We start from the raw sequence: 16569 nt of genomic DNA, 5'->3' as shown, positions 1-16569 counted from the left end.
GTATTCGGGGTGGTGCGTGACAGTCTCACGGACTTCGCCAGTACAGCTGGAGATGTTCAAGGCGTGTGGAAGCTCCATGCATGCACGCCCCCCCAATAGCGAGCAAATAAATATCACTGACAAAGCGAGGAATTCTTCCGAAATCAAGTCAATGAATGTCTCGCCACGCGAGGCCGTCGAATCGATTCTTCAGCACAGCTCTATTCCGCTTCTGCTTTGGAACCTTGGGCCGATAGAGCGCGTGCATGTCGTCAAACGCGGCTTGCCCGCCCACTCCGTCTCCGAGCTGGCTGAATCGCCCCCCAATGGACCAAGCTTCTGAGAGCCGAATTTTCGAACGAGACGAAGCCGTGAATCCGCAAAGCAAAGATCGAAAAATCGAGGCGATCTTGCGAAATACAGCATGGTGTGTTCGTGGATAGACGTTTGGACTGAGCGGTCTATTCCACCCGTTAACGAATTTCTGCTGCAGGGCTTAGATAACAAGGCCGGGTGAGGCTCAAGCGTTGTGACAGATCCAGCGCGGCCAGAGAGTCATGCTGACAAGACGTGTCACTTCATGACGGCTGCAGTTGCCTGTACACCTCTTGGGCTACGCGCATCAGCTCGGCCTTGTCTGCTCCTGCCGAAATGGCGTAGCCCAGCTGATTTTCCACCCAATAGAACACGTTCACCGGGCCGTCCTTGCCAAACTGGAACTGCGTATCGGTCTTTTGCGGCACCTCACGCGTCACATAAAGCGTGAGGCGCTGGCCACTTCCAGCGCCGTACATGAACTGCGCCACCGGGCCTTGTTCGCCAGGCAGCAGGCGCCCGCCTATCAGCTCATAGCCCAGGGCCGACAAGGCCGGCGGCCGCACCTGCGTGCCCATGCGTTTGGTGAGCCAGGTGACCAGTGCTTGTTCCTGGTCCGCCCCCACTTCTACCGGGCGCCGCATATCCGGGCTATAGACCACGTGCGCAATCGCGGCGCGTTGTGCAAACCCGCTCAAGCGGACGCCGTTGGCGGCGGTTGTTTGTGAGGGCGGTGCCAAAGCAAGCCGCATGGCTTCGGCATCAACGGCACCACGTATCGACCAGGCAGACGTAGCGCTGACGATGGCAACCACCACACTGGCAGCGCATGCGCGCCAGGGAAAACGTTGAACCTCGGGATACAGTGGCAGCTCCAAGGGCACGGGTTCTTCGAGCACCGGGGCCAACATGGCACGCAGTTGCACGTTTTGTTGCTGCCAGTCTTGCACCCGCCCCCGTTCTTCCGGGTGGTCTGCGAGGTATTGCTTAACCTGCAAACGCCTCGCGCTGCTTAGTTGCTGATCGACATAGGCGTGCAGATCGGCTTCGGTGATGGGGCGCACCGGGGAATCATCAAGGGCTTGGAGCTGTGGCTTGTCCATATTCACTTCACGCGTTGGATTTTGTCGGCAACTGCGCTGACCTTGTCACGCGCCTGACCCTGTCCGGCCATCTCGTCACGCAAACGAGCACGGGCGCGGGATAGGCGCGACATCACCGTACCAACCGGCACGTCGATGATCGCCGCTACTTCCTGGTAGCTGAGTTCCTCAACACCGACCAGTAGCAACACTTCGCGCTGCTCGGGGGGCAAGCGCTGCAACAGCCGATCGAGGTCACGCACTTCCAGACCATCGGTCTGCCGCGGACGCTGGGGCTGCTCGGGCAACTCGTCGCCAGCGCTGTCTTCGGGCCGACTGCGCTGGGCGCGAACGCGATCAATAAAGTGGTTGTGCATGATGCCAAACATCCACGCCCGCACCTCGCTGCGCCTCTTCCACAGCGAAAAGCGTGACCAAGCGCGTTCAAGCGTGTCTTGCACCAGATCATCGGCGCGATCTGGATCGGACACGAGCCCGCGTGCGTACCGCCGCAGGCTCGGAATGCAGGCCACGATGTCAGCTTCGTCCTGTGCGTGCATACGAATTCAGAGCAATTTCAAATCAACGGAGAGTGCATCGTCGAAGAGAAACACTTACTTCACCACGTGCCACACTTCCTTGAAATTGTCGCCCAACTGATCACCCACCTTCTTGTCCACGGAATAGGTATACAAGGGCTTGCCTTGGTAGGCCCATTGTTTGCTGCCGTCATCGCGGGTGATCACACTGAAAACGCCTTCAGGTTTGACGTCGCCAGCCGCCGATACAGCGGGCCACAACGCAATGCAAGGACCATTGCACGCGCTCTTGCCACTGCCCGCCACGTCTTTGTCAAACGTATAAAGCGTCATTCCACTGGCATTGACCAGCACTCCACTCTCCATCCTGGCGACGGGTTCAGCCTGCGCCAGGGCGGTGATGAGCGAGAAGGCGAGTACGGGAAGGTAGCGGTACTTCATGAGTGTGTCTTTCAAGGCAGGTGGATAGGTACTTGGATAGACGGAAACCGGTGCGCATATATTCCAGGTTTCGTGAAAATATATGCGTTGAGCCTTTCTGTTGACTCCGGTTGGGGGGCACGACGTAGCGCCAAGAGTGTGCAAGCTTGCAATCCAAACACAGGCGATGCGGCGATACCAAATAAATTACCAGGCAATATTGATAGTCATTTATTATGAAACACCTCCTTTCTCTTCCCGGGAAGGAGGCGCAGAAGGTGAAGACTACTTTCGCCCTATTGACGAACCCATCACCGAGCAATCAGTGTTCCAGTTCACAAGGAGACATTTTCATGACCAAGCCAACCATCATTCTTGTACATGGTTTCTGGGGAGGCGCCGCCCATTGGGCAAAAGTGATTCTTGAGCTGAAGAAGCTCGATTACGAGGACATCCGAGCAGTAGAGAATCCGTTGACTTCTTTGGCCGATGATGCCGAGAGAACACGCAAAATGATTGGACAAGTCAGTGGCCCGGTTGTATTGGTAGGTCACTCTTATGGAGGAGCTGTCATCAGCGAGGCAGGCAATCAACCGAATGTCAAGGCCCTCGTCTTCATCGCTGCGTTTGCTCCTGATGCAGGAGAAAGCCCGGGCGGTATCACGCAACAGCATCTTCCTGCTGCAGCACCAAACCTTGCTCCGGACAGCGACGGGTACTTGTGGCTGAAACCTGAAAAATTCCATGAAAGTTTCTGTCAAGACCTCTCCGAGGATGAAGGTCTAGTAATGGCAGTGACTCAGAAAGCCCCATCGGCAAGCACTTTCGGTGACACAGTGACCGATCCAGCATGGAAACACAAGCCTTCCTGGTATCAGATCTCTAGCCAAGATCACATGATTGCGCCCGAGAATCAGGCGCAGATGTCAAGCCGCATGAATGCTCGCAAAGTGGTTACGCTCAATGCAAGCCATGCCTCGCTCGCCTCCCAGCCCGTTGAAGTGGCTGAGCTGATTCATGAAGCAGCCGTAGCAACCGCGTCTTGAACACAGCTCATCCATCTTGGAGACCCGTTACACGGGTCTTTTCGATGGCAGGGAACAAGCGCTTCACATTGGCAACTGACATCCAAGTCTACTTCCGTGATCCACACCACCCATGGCCGCGCGGCTCGAATGGAAACAAGAATGGCTCGCTCAGGCAGTACCCACCACAGGCATGCAGGATCTGTCGGTCACTCGCAAGAGCGCCTGGACTCCATTGCGAGACAATTCAACGAAGGCCCCCAAAAAACTCCGGGATTCAAAACCCCGGCTGAACTGTTCAATGCATGTGCTGCGACGACCTGTTGAACCTGCCCTAGCTTGACGTACAGCTCCACCACCAGGATTCGACCTTCGTATGAACACATGAACTACCTCTAAGCAGTCCAAGACTTCATCCACATCCCCAGATCACTTCTATGTGGAAATCAACATCCATGTACGGCTCTTAGAATGCGGAGCATCCTAAGCCAAAGAAATACCATTCAATGCCCACCATCGCCGCCAAGGTCCAGTCGCTGATATCCGAGCAAATCATCAGTGGCCATTTCAAGCCCGGAACACGGCTGGATGAGCGCGAGCTTGCCCAGCAGTTCAATGTGTCGCGCACACCGGTACGTGAGGCACTCAGGCAACTAGCGGCGCGTGGACTCACTCAGTTGCTTCCGATGCGCGGGGTTGTGGTCTCCGAGATCAGCGTGAAGGATCTCACCGAGATCCTTCACGCCAATTGCGAGCTCGAGGCGATGTGCGCGCGACTGGCGGCCGAGTCAATGACGACCATGGAAAAGACCGAGCTGCAATACATTCACGAGCGCACCAAAGAGTATGTGACCGAGGGCAATCTGGACAAGTATCTGGACGCCAACCGCGAGCTGCACCGGCTGATTCTTGAAGGCGCGCACAACACGGTGATCGGCCGCATGGTAGGCGAAATCCGAGATCGCCTGAGCCCCTATCGTCAGTTCCACCCGGCCGAGACCGACCGCCTCGCGACCTCGCACGATGCACACAAGGAGATTGTCGAAGCCATTGTCGGTGGTCAGGGCGAGGCGGCCTATCTGGCAATGCGTGCGCACAATGCGCACTTGGGCAATGCGGCCCTGCGCGCGCTGCGCCAGGCCAAAGAGGCCGAAGTTGCCGTGGCCGCACAGGAAGAAGCAGCCAAGCCTGCACGCAAGCGCGCGGCCGCCAAAGTCGAGCGCGGCACTGATACTCCGGCCAAGCGCGGACGTCCCGCCAAGGCGGCGACAAAAGCCACGGGCACTACGGCGACGACGGCAGCACGCAAACGCGCCACTTCCTGATTTATAGTGCCATATTAATTTTGGTATACCAGAAAAATTATTGACGTAGAATTTCGGGCGATCCATGGCCGGATCGTCCGCACGAGGCTTGGCGCCTTCCCTTGTACGACTGGCATGGTGGATTCCTCATCTCATCAACCGAACAAGGTGCCGCAGCAATGCCCGACAACTCCTCAGTGGAAGCGCTCTTTCTCCACGCCCGTTCGCAGAACGGATTTCTGAACACACTCGTGTCGCAGGACCAACTGCGTCAACTCTACGACCTCATGAAGATGGGCCCGACAAGCGCGAACTGCTGCCCGCTGCGCGTGCTGTTCATCACGACGCCCGAGGCACGCGAGCGGCTGCTGCCTGCACTCAGTCCGGGCAACGTCGCCAAGGTCCAGTCTGCCCCGGTGACCGCCCTGCTCGCACGCGACACGCGCTTTCACGAGCAGGCTGAGCGCCTCTTCCCGCACAACCCACAGTTCTATAGTACTTTCGCCAACGACGCAGCGCACGCGGACTCCACCGCGCGGCGCAATGCCACGCTACAGGCCGGCTATTTTCTGATGGCGGCGCGCGCCGTGGGTCTGGACTGCGGACCGATGTCGGGGTTCGACGAGGCACTGGTGAATTCCACCTTCTTCCCCGACGGACAGTTGCGCATCGACTTTCTCTGCAACCTCGGCCATGGCGATCCAGGCAAGCTGTTCGGAAAGCTGCCGCGCTTGGATTTCGAGGAGGCCTGTCAAGTACTCTGAGTGCGAAAAACATTGATTCATGGCAACCACTCTTGAGTTTTTGTATTTTTATATGTATTCTTGGTATACCAATAAATAAACAAAGGAAGACAATGCTCCGAGCACTCGTTGCCACCGCCTTCGCGTTCACTGCGGCCAGCGCCGCCGTGGCGCAGGGCAACTGGCCCAGCAAGCCCATCACCATCGTCGTACCGTTCGGCGCGGGTGGAAACACCGACGTGATGGCGCGCCTCACCGCCACGCATCTGACCAAAGTGCTCGGAACCTCGGTAGTGGTCGACAACAAGCCCGGCGCATCGGGCCTGATCGCCGCGCGTCAGGTGCTGGGTCAGCCCGCCGATGGCCACACGTTGTTCATGGCGACCGCCACGCAGGTGGTGACTGCGCCCTTCGTCAACGCAAGCTTCAACTTCGATCCACTCAAGGAATTCGCACCGGTGGTCAACATCGGTGCGAACGCCTTCGTGATCACCACGCGCGCCTCGCTGCCCGCGAAGAATCTCGGCGAATTCGTCGAGCTCGCGAAGAAGGAGCCGGGCAAGATCACCTATGGCAGCGGCGGTGCAGGTGCACTCACGCAACTGTCGGCCTTCATGTTCGGTAAGCGCGCAGGCATCGACATGACGCACGTGCCGTACAAGGGCGGCGCTGCGGTGATCACTGATCTGATTGGCGGCCAGATCGACATGTATTCGGCCAGCCCCTCGGAAGTGATTCCACAGTTGAGCGCTGGAAAGATCCGCTTGCTTGCGATCTCCAGCCCTGCACGTCTGAAGGAATTGCCGAATGTGCCGACCATCGCAGAGACCTATCCGGGCTACGAGGTCAGCACCTGGAACGGTCTGGTCGCACGCGCAGGAACGCCTGCCGAAGTGCTCGATCGCATCGCCAGTGAGGTCGCAAAGATGAAGGACGACCCCGCCATCCTCAAGAAGCTGGAAGACATGGGCGTGGTGCCGATGTTCGTGACCCGCGCGGCCTTCGGCACGCAGATCCAGCGCGAGGTCGACATGTGGAGCAAGGTTTTGAAGAACTCCGGCATTCGCGCTGATTGAACAAAGAAAAGTCACGCGCGAACGCCGCAGGCAATGGAAGGTAATGCGCCCGACGGGCGCAGTCAGAGAAGCAAGGAACGAGACATGCAATGGTTTGGAATCGCCGCCTACGCGGCCAATGTGAACGGTACAACCGACAACCCAGGCGAGCGCCTGGGGCTGGTGGTAGACGACAAGGTCTACGACGCGCACGCAGCCGTCGCCGCCATCGACGCGAACAAGGCGGCAGCACTGCCCGCCGATCTGGGCACTCTGCTTGCCCAATGGGAAGGTTCTTCGGACGCGATCAAGTCGCTGGAAGCCGCAGGCGACGCAATCCGCAGCCGCAAGATCGAACTGCCCGCGCAGACCGGCGCGCTCGGCGTGCCCTATGCCCCCACGCGTATCTTCGCGACGGCGTCCAATTACTACGAACACGCGGCAGAAATGGGCACCAAACTGGCCGCGCGCAGCGAAAGCACGCCTTATATCTTCATCAAGGCCGACAGCAGCATCACTGCCACGAGGACCGCCGTGGTGATGCCGTCGAACACCATGAAGCTCGACTGGGAAGTGGAGCTCGCCGTCATCATCGGCAAGGGTGGGCGCCACATCAGCGCGGCCAATGCCTACGAGTACATCGCGGGCTACACCGTCATCAACGACGTGAGCGCGCGCGATCTCACGCGTCGCTCTGACTACCCGTTTTCGCACGACTGGTTCCGTGGCAAGAGCTTTGACACCTTCGCACCCATCGGCCCATGGTTTGTGCCACGCGACTGCCTCGGCGATCCGATGAAGCTGCGCATGCGCCTCACGGTGAACGGCGAGAGCATGCAGGACGCGCTGACCGAAGGCATGATCTTCAATATCGCCGAGCAGATCGAATATCTCTCGAGCATCCTCACGCTGCGCCCCGGCGACATGATCGCCACCGGCACTCCCACCGGGGTGGGCATGGGCAAGGGCATCTTCCTCAAGCCTGGTGACGTGATGGTGGCCTCGGTCGACGGCATCGGCTCCATCGAAAACCACATCGTCGCGGCAAAGGCCTGACCCGCTTCCTCAACGCACGGCAAAGGAGACACGAGATGACGACAACGACAGCCAACAGACTCCGTCCGCGCCGCCTCGGGCACATGGTGCTCATGGTGCGCGACATCCAGAAGTCCGCAAAGTTCTACACCGAGGTGCTGGGCCTTGAAGTGTCGGACTGGATCGGCGAAAACATGGTGTTTCTGCGCGCAGGCACCGACCACCACGACCTGGCGCTGGCCCAGTTGCCCGACAAGGACTCGCCCGATTACGACGACCTGCCGCGTTACTCGCGCCCGGGACTCGAGCATTTCTCCTACCTGATCGACAGCGAGGACGAAATGGAGCGCTCGGTCAAAGTGCTGCAGGAACACGGCGTCGAGATCGTGCGCGGCATCGGCCGCCACGGCCCGGGCAACAACCTGTTCCTCGTGTTCAAGGACCCGGACGGCAACAACGTCGAGGTCTATTGCGAGATGACCCAGATCCCCCAGGACGGCAAGCACCACGCCGAAGTATGGGAGCGTAATCTGGAGAGCTTCGACCAGTACCGACTCGAACGCTTCGTGGTGCCGCCACCGGCTCATCTGGTCGCGTCAAAAACGCAAGAGAAGAAGTAAACCGTTAATGCGACGATAAAAAACTCAGGGACCGAAATGGTCCCTGAGTTTTTTTTGGCGCTGCATGAATCAGCGATTCATTCCACTGCATGCTCTGGCCGACGACCCGCGAGCACATCGGCAAAGCTGGTCAGCAGCACATCGGTCTGCGCCTGCTGGGCTGCGGGCGAGCGGCCGGCCATGTGAGGCGTGATCAGCACGTTGTCCATGGCCTTGAGGGCATCGGGCACCTCTGGCTCGCCTTCCAGCACGTCGAGCCCGGCACCGGCGATCAGCCCCTGCTGCAACGCCTGCACCAGATCGTCGGTATTCACCACCGAGCCGCGCGCCACGTTCACCACAAAGCCCTGCGGCCCGAGCGCGCGCAGCACCCCGGCGTGGATGATGTGCCGGGTGACGGCACCGCCAGGGCAGGCGGCGACCAGATAGTCGCACTGCTGAGCCATCGCGAGCAGATCGGCCTCGTAGTCATACGCCAGCTCCGCGCGCGGAGTGCGAGTGCAGTAGATCACCCGCATGCCGAAGGCCGCACAGCGCCGTGCAATGCCCTGGCCGATGCGGCCCATGCCGATGATGCCGACCACGCTACTGCTAAGCGTGGGCCGCGCGGCGCGCGACTGCTCCCAGCCGCCCGCGCGCACCGCCTGCGTGAGCGCGCCATAGCCACGTCCGAGCGCCAGCATGAAGCCCAGCGCGTGATCGGCCACGGTCTCGTCGTTCGTGCCCGGCGCGTTGGTGACGACAACGCCCATCTCCGCCGCGCAGGCCGGATCGACGTTCTCGTATCCCACGCCGAACGCGCTCGCCACGCGCAGCGCGGGCATGCGGCGCATCAGGTCCGCGCCGAGCCCCGTCGTGCCATTGGTGACCACGGCCACAATGCGATCTAGCGGCACAGCATCGCTCGCTTCATCGAGTCCACGCGCTGCCATGTGCAGCTCGTACACCGACGAAAGCGCTTGACGCGTCACCTCTGGCAACTGAATCAGCGCCAGCACATGCGGACGAGGCAGCATGGCACTTGATGCGGCCAGATCGCTCACGCGGATTTGACCTCTGCGGCTTCCACCGGAGCAACCTCCTTGACCGCGCCCTTCCAACCCGATTCGGTGATGTCGAACACGATGCCGTCCGGCGTGCGGTACTTCACTTCGTAGAACACATTGGGATCGGTCTCCTTGCGGCCCGTGAGGTAAGTGCCGCCAGCGGCGATCACCTTCTTCTCGGCCTCTTCGAGGTTGTCCACCCACATGCCGAAGTGGATCACGCCGCGCACGTCCTTGAGCTTTTCGTAGCCCGGCACAGCCTCGTCCTTGAAGTTCAGCAGCGCGACGTTCATCACGCCGTCCGTCATGTACCAGCCGCGCATCGCACGACCGGCGCGCGTCATGCCGAAGGCCTGTTCAAAGAAGGTTGCAGCGGCTTCGGGGTCGCTGACGGAAAGGGCGATGTGTCTGAGTTTTTCCATACCAGAGTCTCCTTTTGAGTGTGTTGGCGAGAAAATTATATCGATTAAATGATGTTTTGGTATACCAAGAAATAAATATGTATAATTTTTACCATGAATCATTCATCACAACCCTTTGGCACGTTGAGCGCGGAACAGCAAGCGCAACTCGACGCTGCCGGAGCCATCTGGACCACCGACATCAATGCGTACCGCGATCTCGTGGTGAAGACCTATTCGCCGCTGGTCCTGCAGGCGGACAATGGAGGCATCGACAGGGAGCGCGACGTCCACTACGGCGATGCCGAGCGCCAGCGGCTCGATGTTTACAGTCGCGCAGCATGGCGCAACGCAGCGGAACAGCCGCGCGACGTGCTGATGTTCTTTCATGGCGGTGCCTTCATTCGTGGCAACAAGAGCGCCAACGGAGCCATCTACGACAACGTCACCTACTGGTTCGCGCACCAGAGCTGCGTCGCGGTGAATGTGGAATATCGCCTTGCCCACGATGCGCCCTATCCCGGTGGCGCGGATGACGTGATTGCCGCCGTGCGCTGGGTGCAACAGCACATCGCGGCCTTCGGCGGCAACCCTTCGCGCATCTTTCTCATGGGCCACTCTGCGGGCGGATCACACGTGGCAAGCGCGCTGTTTGACCCCACAGTGAACGACCGGCTCACGGAGCGCGACATCGCAGGTGCCATGCTGATCAGCGCGCGTCTCACCGCCGATGTGCTGCCCGACAACCCCAACGCCAACGGCGTGCGCGCCTATTTCGGAGAAGACGAGTCGCTCTACGCCGTGCGCTCGCCCTCTTCCCATGTTCAGAGTTGCAACGTGCCGCTGCTGGTCGCCGTGGCCGAGCACGAGAACACGCATCTGGACCGCTACGGCCAAGAGTTTTTCGAAGCAGCCAAGCAGCCCCCGCGTACCGCCCTCACCCGCTTTGTGGCGTTGCCACGGCACAACCACACCTCCATCGTCGCCCACTTCAACAGCGGCGAGGATACGCTGGGTCCCGAGCTCATCGCCTTCATGCGAGATGCACACAAGCCCACGCTCTAAGTACTCAATAGTTCCACAACGGAGACAGACAACATGACAGAAAACACAGCACGCAGCACGCAGGTTTTTGCCCCCGCGCTCACCCCCTTCAACGCCGACCTTACCGTCAACAGCCAAGCCTTCATCGACTTCTGCCGCTGGCTGATCTCGCAGGGCGCAGGTCTGGCCGTCTTCGGCACCAACAGCGAAGCCAACTCGCTCGGGCTTGAAGAAAAGATCACGCTGCTAGAACAGTTGGTAGACGCAGGCATCCCCGCCAACCGCATGATTCCCGGCACCGGCCTCTGCGCCCTGCCCGAGGCCATCTCCCTCACCCGCGCCGCCGTGGCGTTGGGCTGCGCGGGCACACTCACCCTGCCGCCCTTCTACTTCAAGCCCGCATCGGACAACGGCCTGTTCGCCTACTACGCCAATCTCATCGAAGCCGTGGGATCCGACAGGTTCAGGCTCTACCTCTATCACATCCCCCAGTTCACCGGCGTGCCCATCAGCTGCGATCTGATCGTGCGCCTGATCAAGTCTTATCCCAAGACCGTCGTCGGCATCAAGGACAGCTCGGGCAACTGGGAAAACACCGAACGCATGCTGCGCGAATTCCCCGGCTTCGAGGTTTACCCCGCCTCCGAGGCACTGCTTGAAAAGGCTCTGCCACTCGGCGCAGCGGGCTGCATCTCGGCCACCGCCAACGTCCAGCCCCAACTGATCGCCCGCGCACTCAAGGCCTGGGGCACGCCAGAGTTCGAGGCACAGCAAGCCCAGCTCAAGGCCGTGCGCAGCATCTTCCAGACTCAGCCCATGATTCCCGCGCTCAAGCACGCCGTCTCCAAGGCCTTTGGCGACAAGGAGTGGAAGCACGTGCGCCCACCGCTGACACCCGCCGACGCATCCTGGGCCGACGGCATGATGGCGCAACTGCGCGACATCGGCTTCGATATGGGCATGGAGCAAATGGGGGGCACTGAGGGCGTGCAGCGATGACGAACAAAGAGGCTCCCTCAGTCCTGCCGAAACCGCTAGGCAACTATGCCCGCTGGCGGCAGAGCGGCAACACCATCTATGTCGCCGGCGTGAGCGCGCGCATGCCCGATGGCAGTATCGTCGGCGTGCAACGCCACGCCGACGGCCGCGTCGAATTCGACGTTCCCACACAGACAAGACGCGTGCTCCGCAACATCGAAGCCATCCTGAGCGAGGCCGGAGCGAGCCTTGCGGACTGCATCGACCTGACCTGCTACCTCGTCGATCAGAAAGACTTCACCGCATTCAACGCGACGTGGGCGGAATTCTTCGGAGAACACCAACCACCGGCCCGCACCACTGTCGTCGTGCGCGGCCTGCCGCATCCGGACATGGTGGTGGAGATCAAGGCAGTCGCCTGCATTGCGTAACCCTGGTCCATCGGGTGCGGCATGGATGCTCGCTGACGGTGATCGACGTTTGCGGGCTCGTCTCTGGCCCATCAACCCAATGCCCGCAAGCATGGCTGCAAGAAGCATCAGCGCCCATTGCCCAAGGAACAGAACAGGCGTTGCTGGCGTGACAACCAGTGGGCGGTTACCGTCGTCGTTGTCAATCTGGATCGACACCGCCGCACCTGCCGAAGGTACAACGTAGTCATCCACGTGACTGGGCGGCGCGACGGCGACACTCACGGTGACACTCCCATCGCCTTGCACCGTATTGGCCGTCGCGGTTACCACACATGCAGCAGTGCTGCCCCCACTGCAATGGTCAATGCGCCGACGCAGCCGCTGTGGCGGGTAGAGTCACCCGTCGTTGCCAACTGAATGGTGGCCGCAATTTGCGTGGATCTGGACAGCGTGACCGCACAATTGGATGTCTGTGCGTCCGAGTCCACCAGCACCGCCTTGTCGCAGCTGATGGTGGCCGATGGCGACGCCAAAGTTGGCCGAAACGGCGGCAAGGGTCCTCACCAAGCCGCTCGAGCCGTTGCCCGCACCGCCCCCGACCGCAAAAACCACCAAATCAGCGAAATCGGGATTCGCCTTGAAATAGGAAAATGGGTGCGCAATGTTCGGCTCGATCCCTCCGTGAATCGCGCGCTCCGGCCCTGACAGACAATGCCACTCATTGCATCCGTGGTGGTTCACGTATCCAGTCCTACGCCCTTGACGCCTTTCACACCCGCAATATCCGGCGTGTAGACCAGCGTCTGTGTATGCACTCCCGCCGCAGTCCGAAGATACAGACGCAGCACCGGCGCCCGGTCGACCACATCCGTGGTGTGCACCAGCCTTTGGTACGACACCTTGCTCAGCTCCGACAATTTGCCGAAAGTTGCAGTCGGGTAAAAAGCAACCCCGGCCTTGGAGCTGGTGTTCGACAAATCAAGGCGCATGGATCCATTGGTCGAATTCGGAAAATCCGCCGTGACATTGGCGCTACCGCTGCTGGTCTGGCCAACCTGCCCCACCATATCTTCTGAGGCTTGAAATCCGTTCATCTTCCGGAACGCCCCCCATCCTGATCGCAAAAAACAGATGGATAGTGCTGTTTTCATGATGTATTCGAATCCATTTTCATGACGGAGAGAAATCGACGCAACGTCAACAGAAGCAACTCCATTCATGTCTTTCCCATCCCTTTTCATGCTCGTTTTCACGTAGAAATTCGCATCTCTAACGATATTTGATTGCACTAATTATATTTAATTGGTATACCTACACATGTCTATGTATTCTTTTCTTTGAATCAATAGATTCTCCTGTTCGCGCAACTGTGAGGAAGCCGGGCTCAGCCCTTTCGCGAAGGTGAGCAGGAAGCACAGGACATGCATCGACGAACAAGTTAGACAGAGTGACGACATGACGAGGCAACGGAACACGACGGGTGATGCACGCACCGTGTGCGCATCCGCAGGCAGAAGAATCATTCAACTGGAGACTTAGTGATATGAAGACAAAGATGAAACTGGTGGCGACGGCGGCGATGCTGCTCGCGGGTGGCGCAGTGTGCGCTCAATCGAAGGTGACGCTCTCGGGCTTCGTCGATCTGAACCTCGAATACCTGAAGGACTCGGGCAAGAGCGGATCAGTCAAGCGCATCAGCAGCGGTGGTTTGAACAACTCGCGCTTCAACATCAGCGGCATCGAAGATCTGGGCGGCAGCAACCGCGCCTACTTCACCATCGAGCCGATGTTCGGTGCGGATACAGGCGAGATGAGCGCGCAGTTCCGCCAGTCCTTCCTGGGCCTGCGTGGCGACTGGGGTGACGTGACGATGGGCCGCCAGTTCACACCATCGTTCTGGGTGGCCGGCTATGCAGACCCGAACTGGGCATCCGCCTACAGCATGGTCAACGCGATGCAGTTCTTCTACGCGTCTTACCGCGTGGACAATGCCCTGCAATATAGGACGCCAAGCTTTGGTGGACTGACCGGCCGCCTCATGTATTCCTTCGGCAAGGAAGACAGCTCCAAGGCCGGACGCTTCATGAGCGCCGCTGCCGAGTACCGCAGCGGCCCGCTGTTCGTCGGCTTTGCCGCTGAAAAGGCCTACCAACGCGATGTGTTCAACAAAACAGAAATGCGCAGCGCGCGCGACAACTACCTGTCCGCCACCTACCGCTTCGGCAGCGTCGAGCCCACCTTCGTCTACCACACCTACGACGGCTACTACGCCTATCCGCCCTATGTCGGCTTCACCTCCAAGGGCTGGGATGCGCAGTTCGGCATGCGCTGGAACGTCACTGACCGCACCCGCGTTCACGCGAGCTACGTGCACCGCAAGGACAACAAGAACGCCGACATCGGCACCGCCGACGGCTTGACGCTGGGCGTGACACACGGTCTGTCCAAACGCACCGATGTCTATTTTCTTGCTTCGCACGTGAAGAACAAGAAGGACGTGGCCATCGCCTATCCCGTGACCTGGACAGCGAGCCCTTCCGCTGGCCAGAGCCCGACGGGCGTTGCAGTCGGTATCCGCCATGCGTTCTGAGCGACGCTGATTCACAAGCGATTCAAACGCGACTCACTAGTTTTCCGAGAGACTAACACAATGAATTTTTCACTTCGCATTCCCAGAAATCTGAGCCGGTCGGCCGCCGCCGTCACGCTTTTCGCGGCACTGGGCGCAAGTGCCTTCGCGCAAGATAAGGCCGTCGCGGCCGCTCCCACGCAGCCCCCAGCCACCGACCCCAACCATGTGCCCGGCACGCCCGACATCAAGGACCCTTGGCTCGCCAAGTGGCTGGCTGCCACGCCCGACCGCACGCCCAAGGAACTCAAGCCCGGCGTGGACTACGGCATGAACCCGAAAACCGGCGAGTTCGTCTGGCCCAAGGCTACGCCTGAAGTGCACAAGGGCCAGAAGTTCCCCGGCATGCTCGACCACTGGGACAAGACCACGTTCAGCAAGAACGTCAAGGTGCTCGCGTTCTATGAGAACGTCGCGTCGCCCTTCCATGTGTGGAACAACATCATCGACTTCGACGGCAAGCGCTATCTGTATCTGCATGATCGCGACTACCTGCGCATCATGGATGTAACCGATCCGGCCAACGCCAAGGTCGTGTTCTCCAAGGGTGCGGTCTGGGGACCCAAGGGCCCGAGCGAGCGCTGGAATGCAGCCACCGTCACCGACTACCTCGGAGGCGCAACCATCGCCTGGAGTAAGAAGCTGAACAAACCGGTGATGGTGGCCTCGTATGAAATCGGTCGCTACGGCCTGATGAACGAAAAGATGCAAGAGCCCGACAAGGTGGCTGCACAACGCAGCTACAGCTCGCTCAAGGGCTTCAAAGTCTACGAGATGAACGGCCCGCTGCCCAGCGACTGGAAGCTGATCGCCACACGCACCACAGACTACCAGCACCCCGACGCGCCGATCGGTCAACAGCAGGGTTCCGGCTCGCTCGATTCGCCCGAATACTACGGCGGCAAGTACATGATTCTGGCCGCCGCGCCCAACGACAGTTACGCACTGTCGGAGTACCCCAACTATCTGTACTCGCCCGGCTACCAGGTCTGGGACATGTCCGATCCGGCCGATCCCAAGTTCCTCTCGCAGGTCACCGTGCCGGGTCAGGTCGTCGACGACAAAGCCAGCATCTTCGAATACCTGAAGAACCCGCGCGCGGGCAACCGAGCCTCGTGGATGGGAGCACGCATTCCGATGTTCCTGCCCAAGCCGCTTGAGGACGGCGGCAAGATCGGCTTCGGCGCGATGGGCGGTCTGGGCCTGTGGTCGTTCGACATGACCGATCCGTCCAATCCCAAGATCCTGGACAACGTGAACACTCCGCCCTCATTCGCGGGCACGGAATACGACAACGCGGACGTGAGCCAGTACGAGCGCACCGGCTACGTGTTCACCAGCGGCTACCCGATGAACCGCGACTGCTACGAGCCCTACAAGGACATCTTCGTAGTGAACGCCAAGAACCCATCGAAGATGAAGGTGGAGACTACGCTGCCGCGTCCCAAACCACCGGAAGGCGCGCCCTACACTGACTTCTGCCAGCGCGGCGGCAACTTCGGCCCCAAGCGCTCCAACGCCATTGGCCAACTCGACGGCTGGCGTCAGAACATCGTGCCCTACTCGTTTTATAACGCGGGCGTACAGATGTTCGACGTGAGCAATCCGGCCGAACCCAAGATCGCTGGCTACTTCGTGCCACCGCTCGCCGATCAGACACAACTGCCCGGCTACACCCTCGGCAAGGGCGTGCTTGCGATGTACACAGAGTACGACCGCAACATCATGTGGGCGTTCACCGAACACGGAGCCTACGCGCTGTCTTCGCCACTGCTGGGTGAGCCACTGATCGGCATGCCCAAGAAGCCTTGGCCGGCACGTTGAGGGGGCCGATTTGAGTCGTTGACGTTATTCGCAACTGCCGTCCCCGACCTGCGGCGGTTGCGACCTCGGGGACCCTCCGCACGAGTCGATCCGATTTGCGCAGAGGGCCTCCAAGGC

At 59.9% G+C, this 16569-nt stretch carries 18 protein-coding genes and 1 pseudogene; 12 read left to right on the top strand and 7 right to left on the bottom strand.

Annotation, left to right across the window (positions count from 1 at the left end; all coding sequences use genetic code 11):
* Positions 1-557: 557 nt before the first annotated feature.
* From G7047_RS08880 to G7047_RS08870, 3 genes are read right to left on the bottom strand one after another with little or no spacing between them, the layout of a single operon-like run.
* The gene (locus G7047_RS08880) at positions 558-1397 is read right to left on the bottom strand and encodes an anti-sigma factor (protein ID WP_166303713.1); all 840 of its coding nucleotides are present in this window, start codon (positions 1395-1397) and stop codon (positions 558-560) included.
* Positions 1398-1399: 2 nt separating this feature from the next.
* Positions 1400-1936 (bottom strand): RNA polymerase sigma factor, encoded by a 537-nt coding sequence (locus G7047_RS08875; RefSeq protein ID WP_166303710.1) that lies wholly within the window; start codon positions 1934-1936, stop codon positions 1400-1402.
* 54 nt (positions 1937-1990) lie between these two features.
* Entirely contained in the window at positions 1991-2356 is a 366-nt protein-coding gene (locus G7047_RS08870; RefSeq protein ID WP_166303707.1) for a hypothetical protein, read from the bottom strand.
* Positions 2357-2688: 332 nt separating this feature from the next.
* Between G7047_RS08870 and G7047_RS08865 the strand changes: the two genes are divergently transcribed.
* The 6 genes from G7047_RS08865 to G7047_RS08840 all read left to right on the top strand — a co-directional run bounded on the left by G7047_RS08865 (position 2689) and on the right by G7047_RS08840 (position 8117).
* Positions 2689-3381 (top strand): alpha/beta hydrolase, encoded by a 693-nt coding sequence (locus G7047_RS08865; protein WP_166303704.1) that lies wholly within the window; start codon positions 2689-2691, stop codon positions 3379-3381.
* Positions 3382-3866: 485 nt separating this feature from the next.
* Positions 3867-4685 carry a GntR family transcriptional regulator gene (locus G7047_RS08860; RefSeq protein WP_166303701.1) on the top strand — a complete coding sequence of 273 codons (819 nt, stop codon included), beginning with the start codon at positions 3867-3869 and terminating at the stop codon, positions 4683-4685.
* Positions 4686-4843: 158 nt separating this feature from the next.
* On the top strand, positions 4844-5428 hold the full coding sequence (locus G7047_RS08855; RefSeq protein WP_166303698.1) for a malonic semialdehyde reductase: 585 nt from the start codon (positions 4844-4846) through the stop codon (positions 5426-5428).
* 92 nt (positions 5429-5520) lie between these two features.
* Positions 5521-6483, top strand: a complete 963-nt coding sequence (locus G7047_RS08850) for a tripartite tricarboxylate transporter substrate binding protein (protein WP_166303695.1) — start codon at positions 5521-5523, stop codon at positions 6481-6483.
* Positions 6484-6567: 84 nt separating this feature from the next.
* Positions 6568-7518 carry a fumarylacetoacetate hydrolase family protein gene (locus tag G7047_RS08845; RefSeq protein WP_166303692.1) on the top strand — a complete coding sequence of 317 codons (951 nt, stop codon included), beginning with the start codon at positions 6568-6570 and terminating at the stop codon, positions 7516-7518.
* A gap of 35 nt (positions 7519-7553) precedes the next feature.
* Positions 7554-8117, top strand: coding sequence for a VOC family protein (locus tag G7047_RS08840; protein WP_166303690.1), 564 nt, complete (start codon positions 7554-7556; stop codon positions 8115-8117).
* A 77-nt stretch (positions 8118-8194) separates the two neighbouring features.
* Here G7047_RS08840 and G7047_RS08835 read toward each other — a convergent pair whose 3' ends face one another.
* Both G7047_RS08835 and G7047_RS08830 read right to left on the bottom strand, forming a co-directional pair.
* Positions 8195-9160: a 2-hydroxyacid dehydrogenase gene (locus G7047_RS08835; protein WP_240939418.1), complete on the bottom strand. Its 966-nt coding sequence runs from the start codon at positions 9158-9160 to the stop codon at positions 8195-8197.
* Positions 9157-9585: a VOC family protein gene (locus G7047_RS08830; RefSeq protein WP_166303688.1), complete on the bottom strand. Its 429-nt coding sequence runs from the start codon at positions 9583-9585 to the stop codon at positions 9157-9159. Before G7047_RS08830 ends, G7047_RS08835 begins: the two co-directional genes overlap by 4 nt.
* Before the next feature lie 93 nt (positions 9586-9678).
* Between G7047_RS08830 and G7047_RS08825 the strand changes: the two genes are divergently transcribed.
* The 3 genes from G7047_RS08825 to G7047_RS08815 are packed head-to-tail and all read left to right on the top strand — an operon-like array spanning position 9679 to position 12017.
* Positions 9679-10629, top strand: coding sequence for an alpha/beta hydrolase (locus G7047_RS08825; RefSeq protein WP_166303686.1), 951 nt, complete (start codon positions 9679-9681; stop codon positions 10627-10629).
* A 33-nt stretch (positions 10630-10662) separates the two neighbouring features.
* A complete protein-coding gene (locus G7047_RS08820) occupies positions 10663-11607 on the top strand; it encodes a dihydrodipicolinate synthase family protein (RefSeq protein WP_166303684.1) in 945 nt (314 codons plus the stop codon).
* Complete coding sequence (locus G7047_RS08815; protein WP_166303682.1) at positions 11604-12017, top strand: RidA family protein; 414 nt, start codon at positions 11604-11606, stop codon at positions 12015-12017. Before G7047_RS08820 ends, G7047_RS08815 begins: the two co-directional genes overlap by 4 nt.
* 63 nt (positions 12018-12080) lie before the next feature.
* Here the strand turns inward: G7047_RS08815 and G7047_RS31480 are convergent.
* Positions 12081-12215, bottom strand: a pseudogene (locus tag G7047_RS31480) (hypothetical protein); the annotation flags it as partial.
* Positions 12216-12449: 234 nt separating this feature from the next.
* Between G7047_RS31480 and G7047_RS08810 the strand changes: the two are divergent.
* Complete coding sequence (locus G7047_RS08810; RefSeq protein WP_166303680.1) at positions 12450-12704, top strand: hypothetical protein; 255 nt, start codon at positions 12450-12452, stop codon at positions 12702-12704.
* Positions 12705-12736: 32 nt separating this feature from the next.
* Here G7047_RS08810 and G7047_RS08805 read toward each other — a convergent pair whose 3' ends face one another.
* Positions 12737-13252 (bottom strand): hypothetical protein, encoded by a 516-nt coding sequence (locus G7047_RS08805; protein WP_166303677.1) that lies wholly within the window; start codon positions 13250-13252, stop codon positions 12737-12739.
* Positions 13253-13542: 290 nt separating this feature from the next.
* On the opposite strand from G7047_RS08805, the gene G7047_RS08800 reads away from it, so the two are divergent.
* On the top strand, positions 13543-14589 hold the full coding sequence (locus tag G7047_RS08800; protein ID WP_166303674.1) for a porin: 1047 nt from the start codon (positions 13543-13545) through the stop codon (positions 14587-14589).
* Positions 14590-14649: 60 nt separating this feature from the next.
* Positions 14650-16452 (top strand): hypothetical protein, encoded by a 1803-nt coding sequence (locus tag G7047_RS08795; protein ID WP_166303671.1) that lies wholly within the window; start codon positions 14650-14652, stop codon positions 16450-16452.
* Positions 16453-16569 lie beyond the last annotated feature (117 nt).

The organism is Diaphorobacter sp. HDW4A (assembly GCF_011305995.1).
GTDB lineage: Bacteria > Pseudomonadota > Gammaproteobacteria > Burkholderiales > Burkholderiaceae_C > Diaphorobacter_A.
The sequence above is the reverse complement of the archived record's forward strand: the minus strand, read 5'-3'. Positions and strand labels throughout refer to the sequence as shown.

Coding starts and splice junctions, on each gene's coding strand:
- G7047_RS08880 (WP_166303713.1), bottom strand. CDS start 1,397: ATGGACAAGCCACAGCTCCAAGCCCTTGATGATTCCCCGGTGCGCCCC.
- G7047_RS08865 (WP_166303704.1), top strand. CDS start 2,689: ATGACCAAGCCAACCATCATTCTTGTACATGGTTTCTGGGGAGGCGCC.
- G7047_RS08870 (WP_166303707.1), bottom strand. CDS start 2,356: ATGAAGTACCGCTACCTTCCCGTACTCGCCTTCTCGCTCATCACCGCC.
- G7047_RS08795 (WP_166303671.1), top strand. CDS start 14,650: ATGAATTTTTCACTTCGCATTCCCAGAAATCTGAGCCGGTCGGCCGCC.
- G7047_RS08800 (WP_166303674.1), top strand. CDS start 13,543: ATGAAGACAAAGATGAAACTGGTGGCGACGGCGGCGATGCTGCTCGCG.
- G7047_RS08840 (WP_166303690.1), top strand. CDS start 7,554: ATGACGACAACGACAGCCAACAGACTCCGTCCGCGCCGCCTCGGGCAC.
- G7047_RS08820 (WP_166303684.1), top strand. CDS start 10,663: ATGACAGAAAACACAGCACGCAGCACGCAGGTTTTTGCCCCCGCGCTC.
- G7047_RS08825 (WP_166303686.1), top strand. CDS start 9,679: ATGAATCATTCATCACAACCCTTTGGCACGTTGAGCGCGGAACAGCAA.
- G7047_RS08830 (WP_166303688.1), bottom strand. CDS start 9,585: ATGGAAAAACTCAGACACATCGCCCTTTCCGTCAGCGACCCCGAAGCC.
- G7047_RS08815 (WP_166303682.1), top strand. CDS start 11,604: ATGACGAACAAAGAGGCTCCCTCAGTCCTGCCGAAACCGCTAGGCAAC.
- G7047_RS08850 (WP_166303695.1), top strand. CDS start 5,521: ATGCTCCGAGCACTCGTTGCCACCGCCTTCGCGTTCACTGCGGCCAGC.
- G7047_RS08845 (WP_166303692.1), top strand. CDS start 6,568: ATGCAATGGTTTGGAATCGCCGCCTACGCGGCCAATGTGAACGGTACA.
- G7047_RS08860 (WP_166303701.1), top strand. CDS start 3,867: ATGCCCACCATCGCCGCCAAGGTCCAGTCGCTGATATCCGAGCAAATC.
- G7047_RS08855 (WP_166303698.1), top strand. CDS start 4,844: ATGCCCGACAACTCCTCAGTGGAAGCGCTCTTTCTCCACGCCCGTTCG.
- G7047_RS08875 (WP_166303710.1), bottom strand. CDS start 1,936: ATGCACGCACAGGACGAAGCTGACATCGTGGCCTGCATTCCGAGCCTG.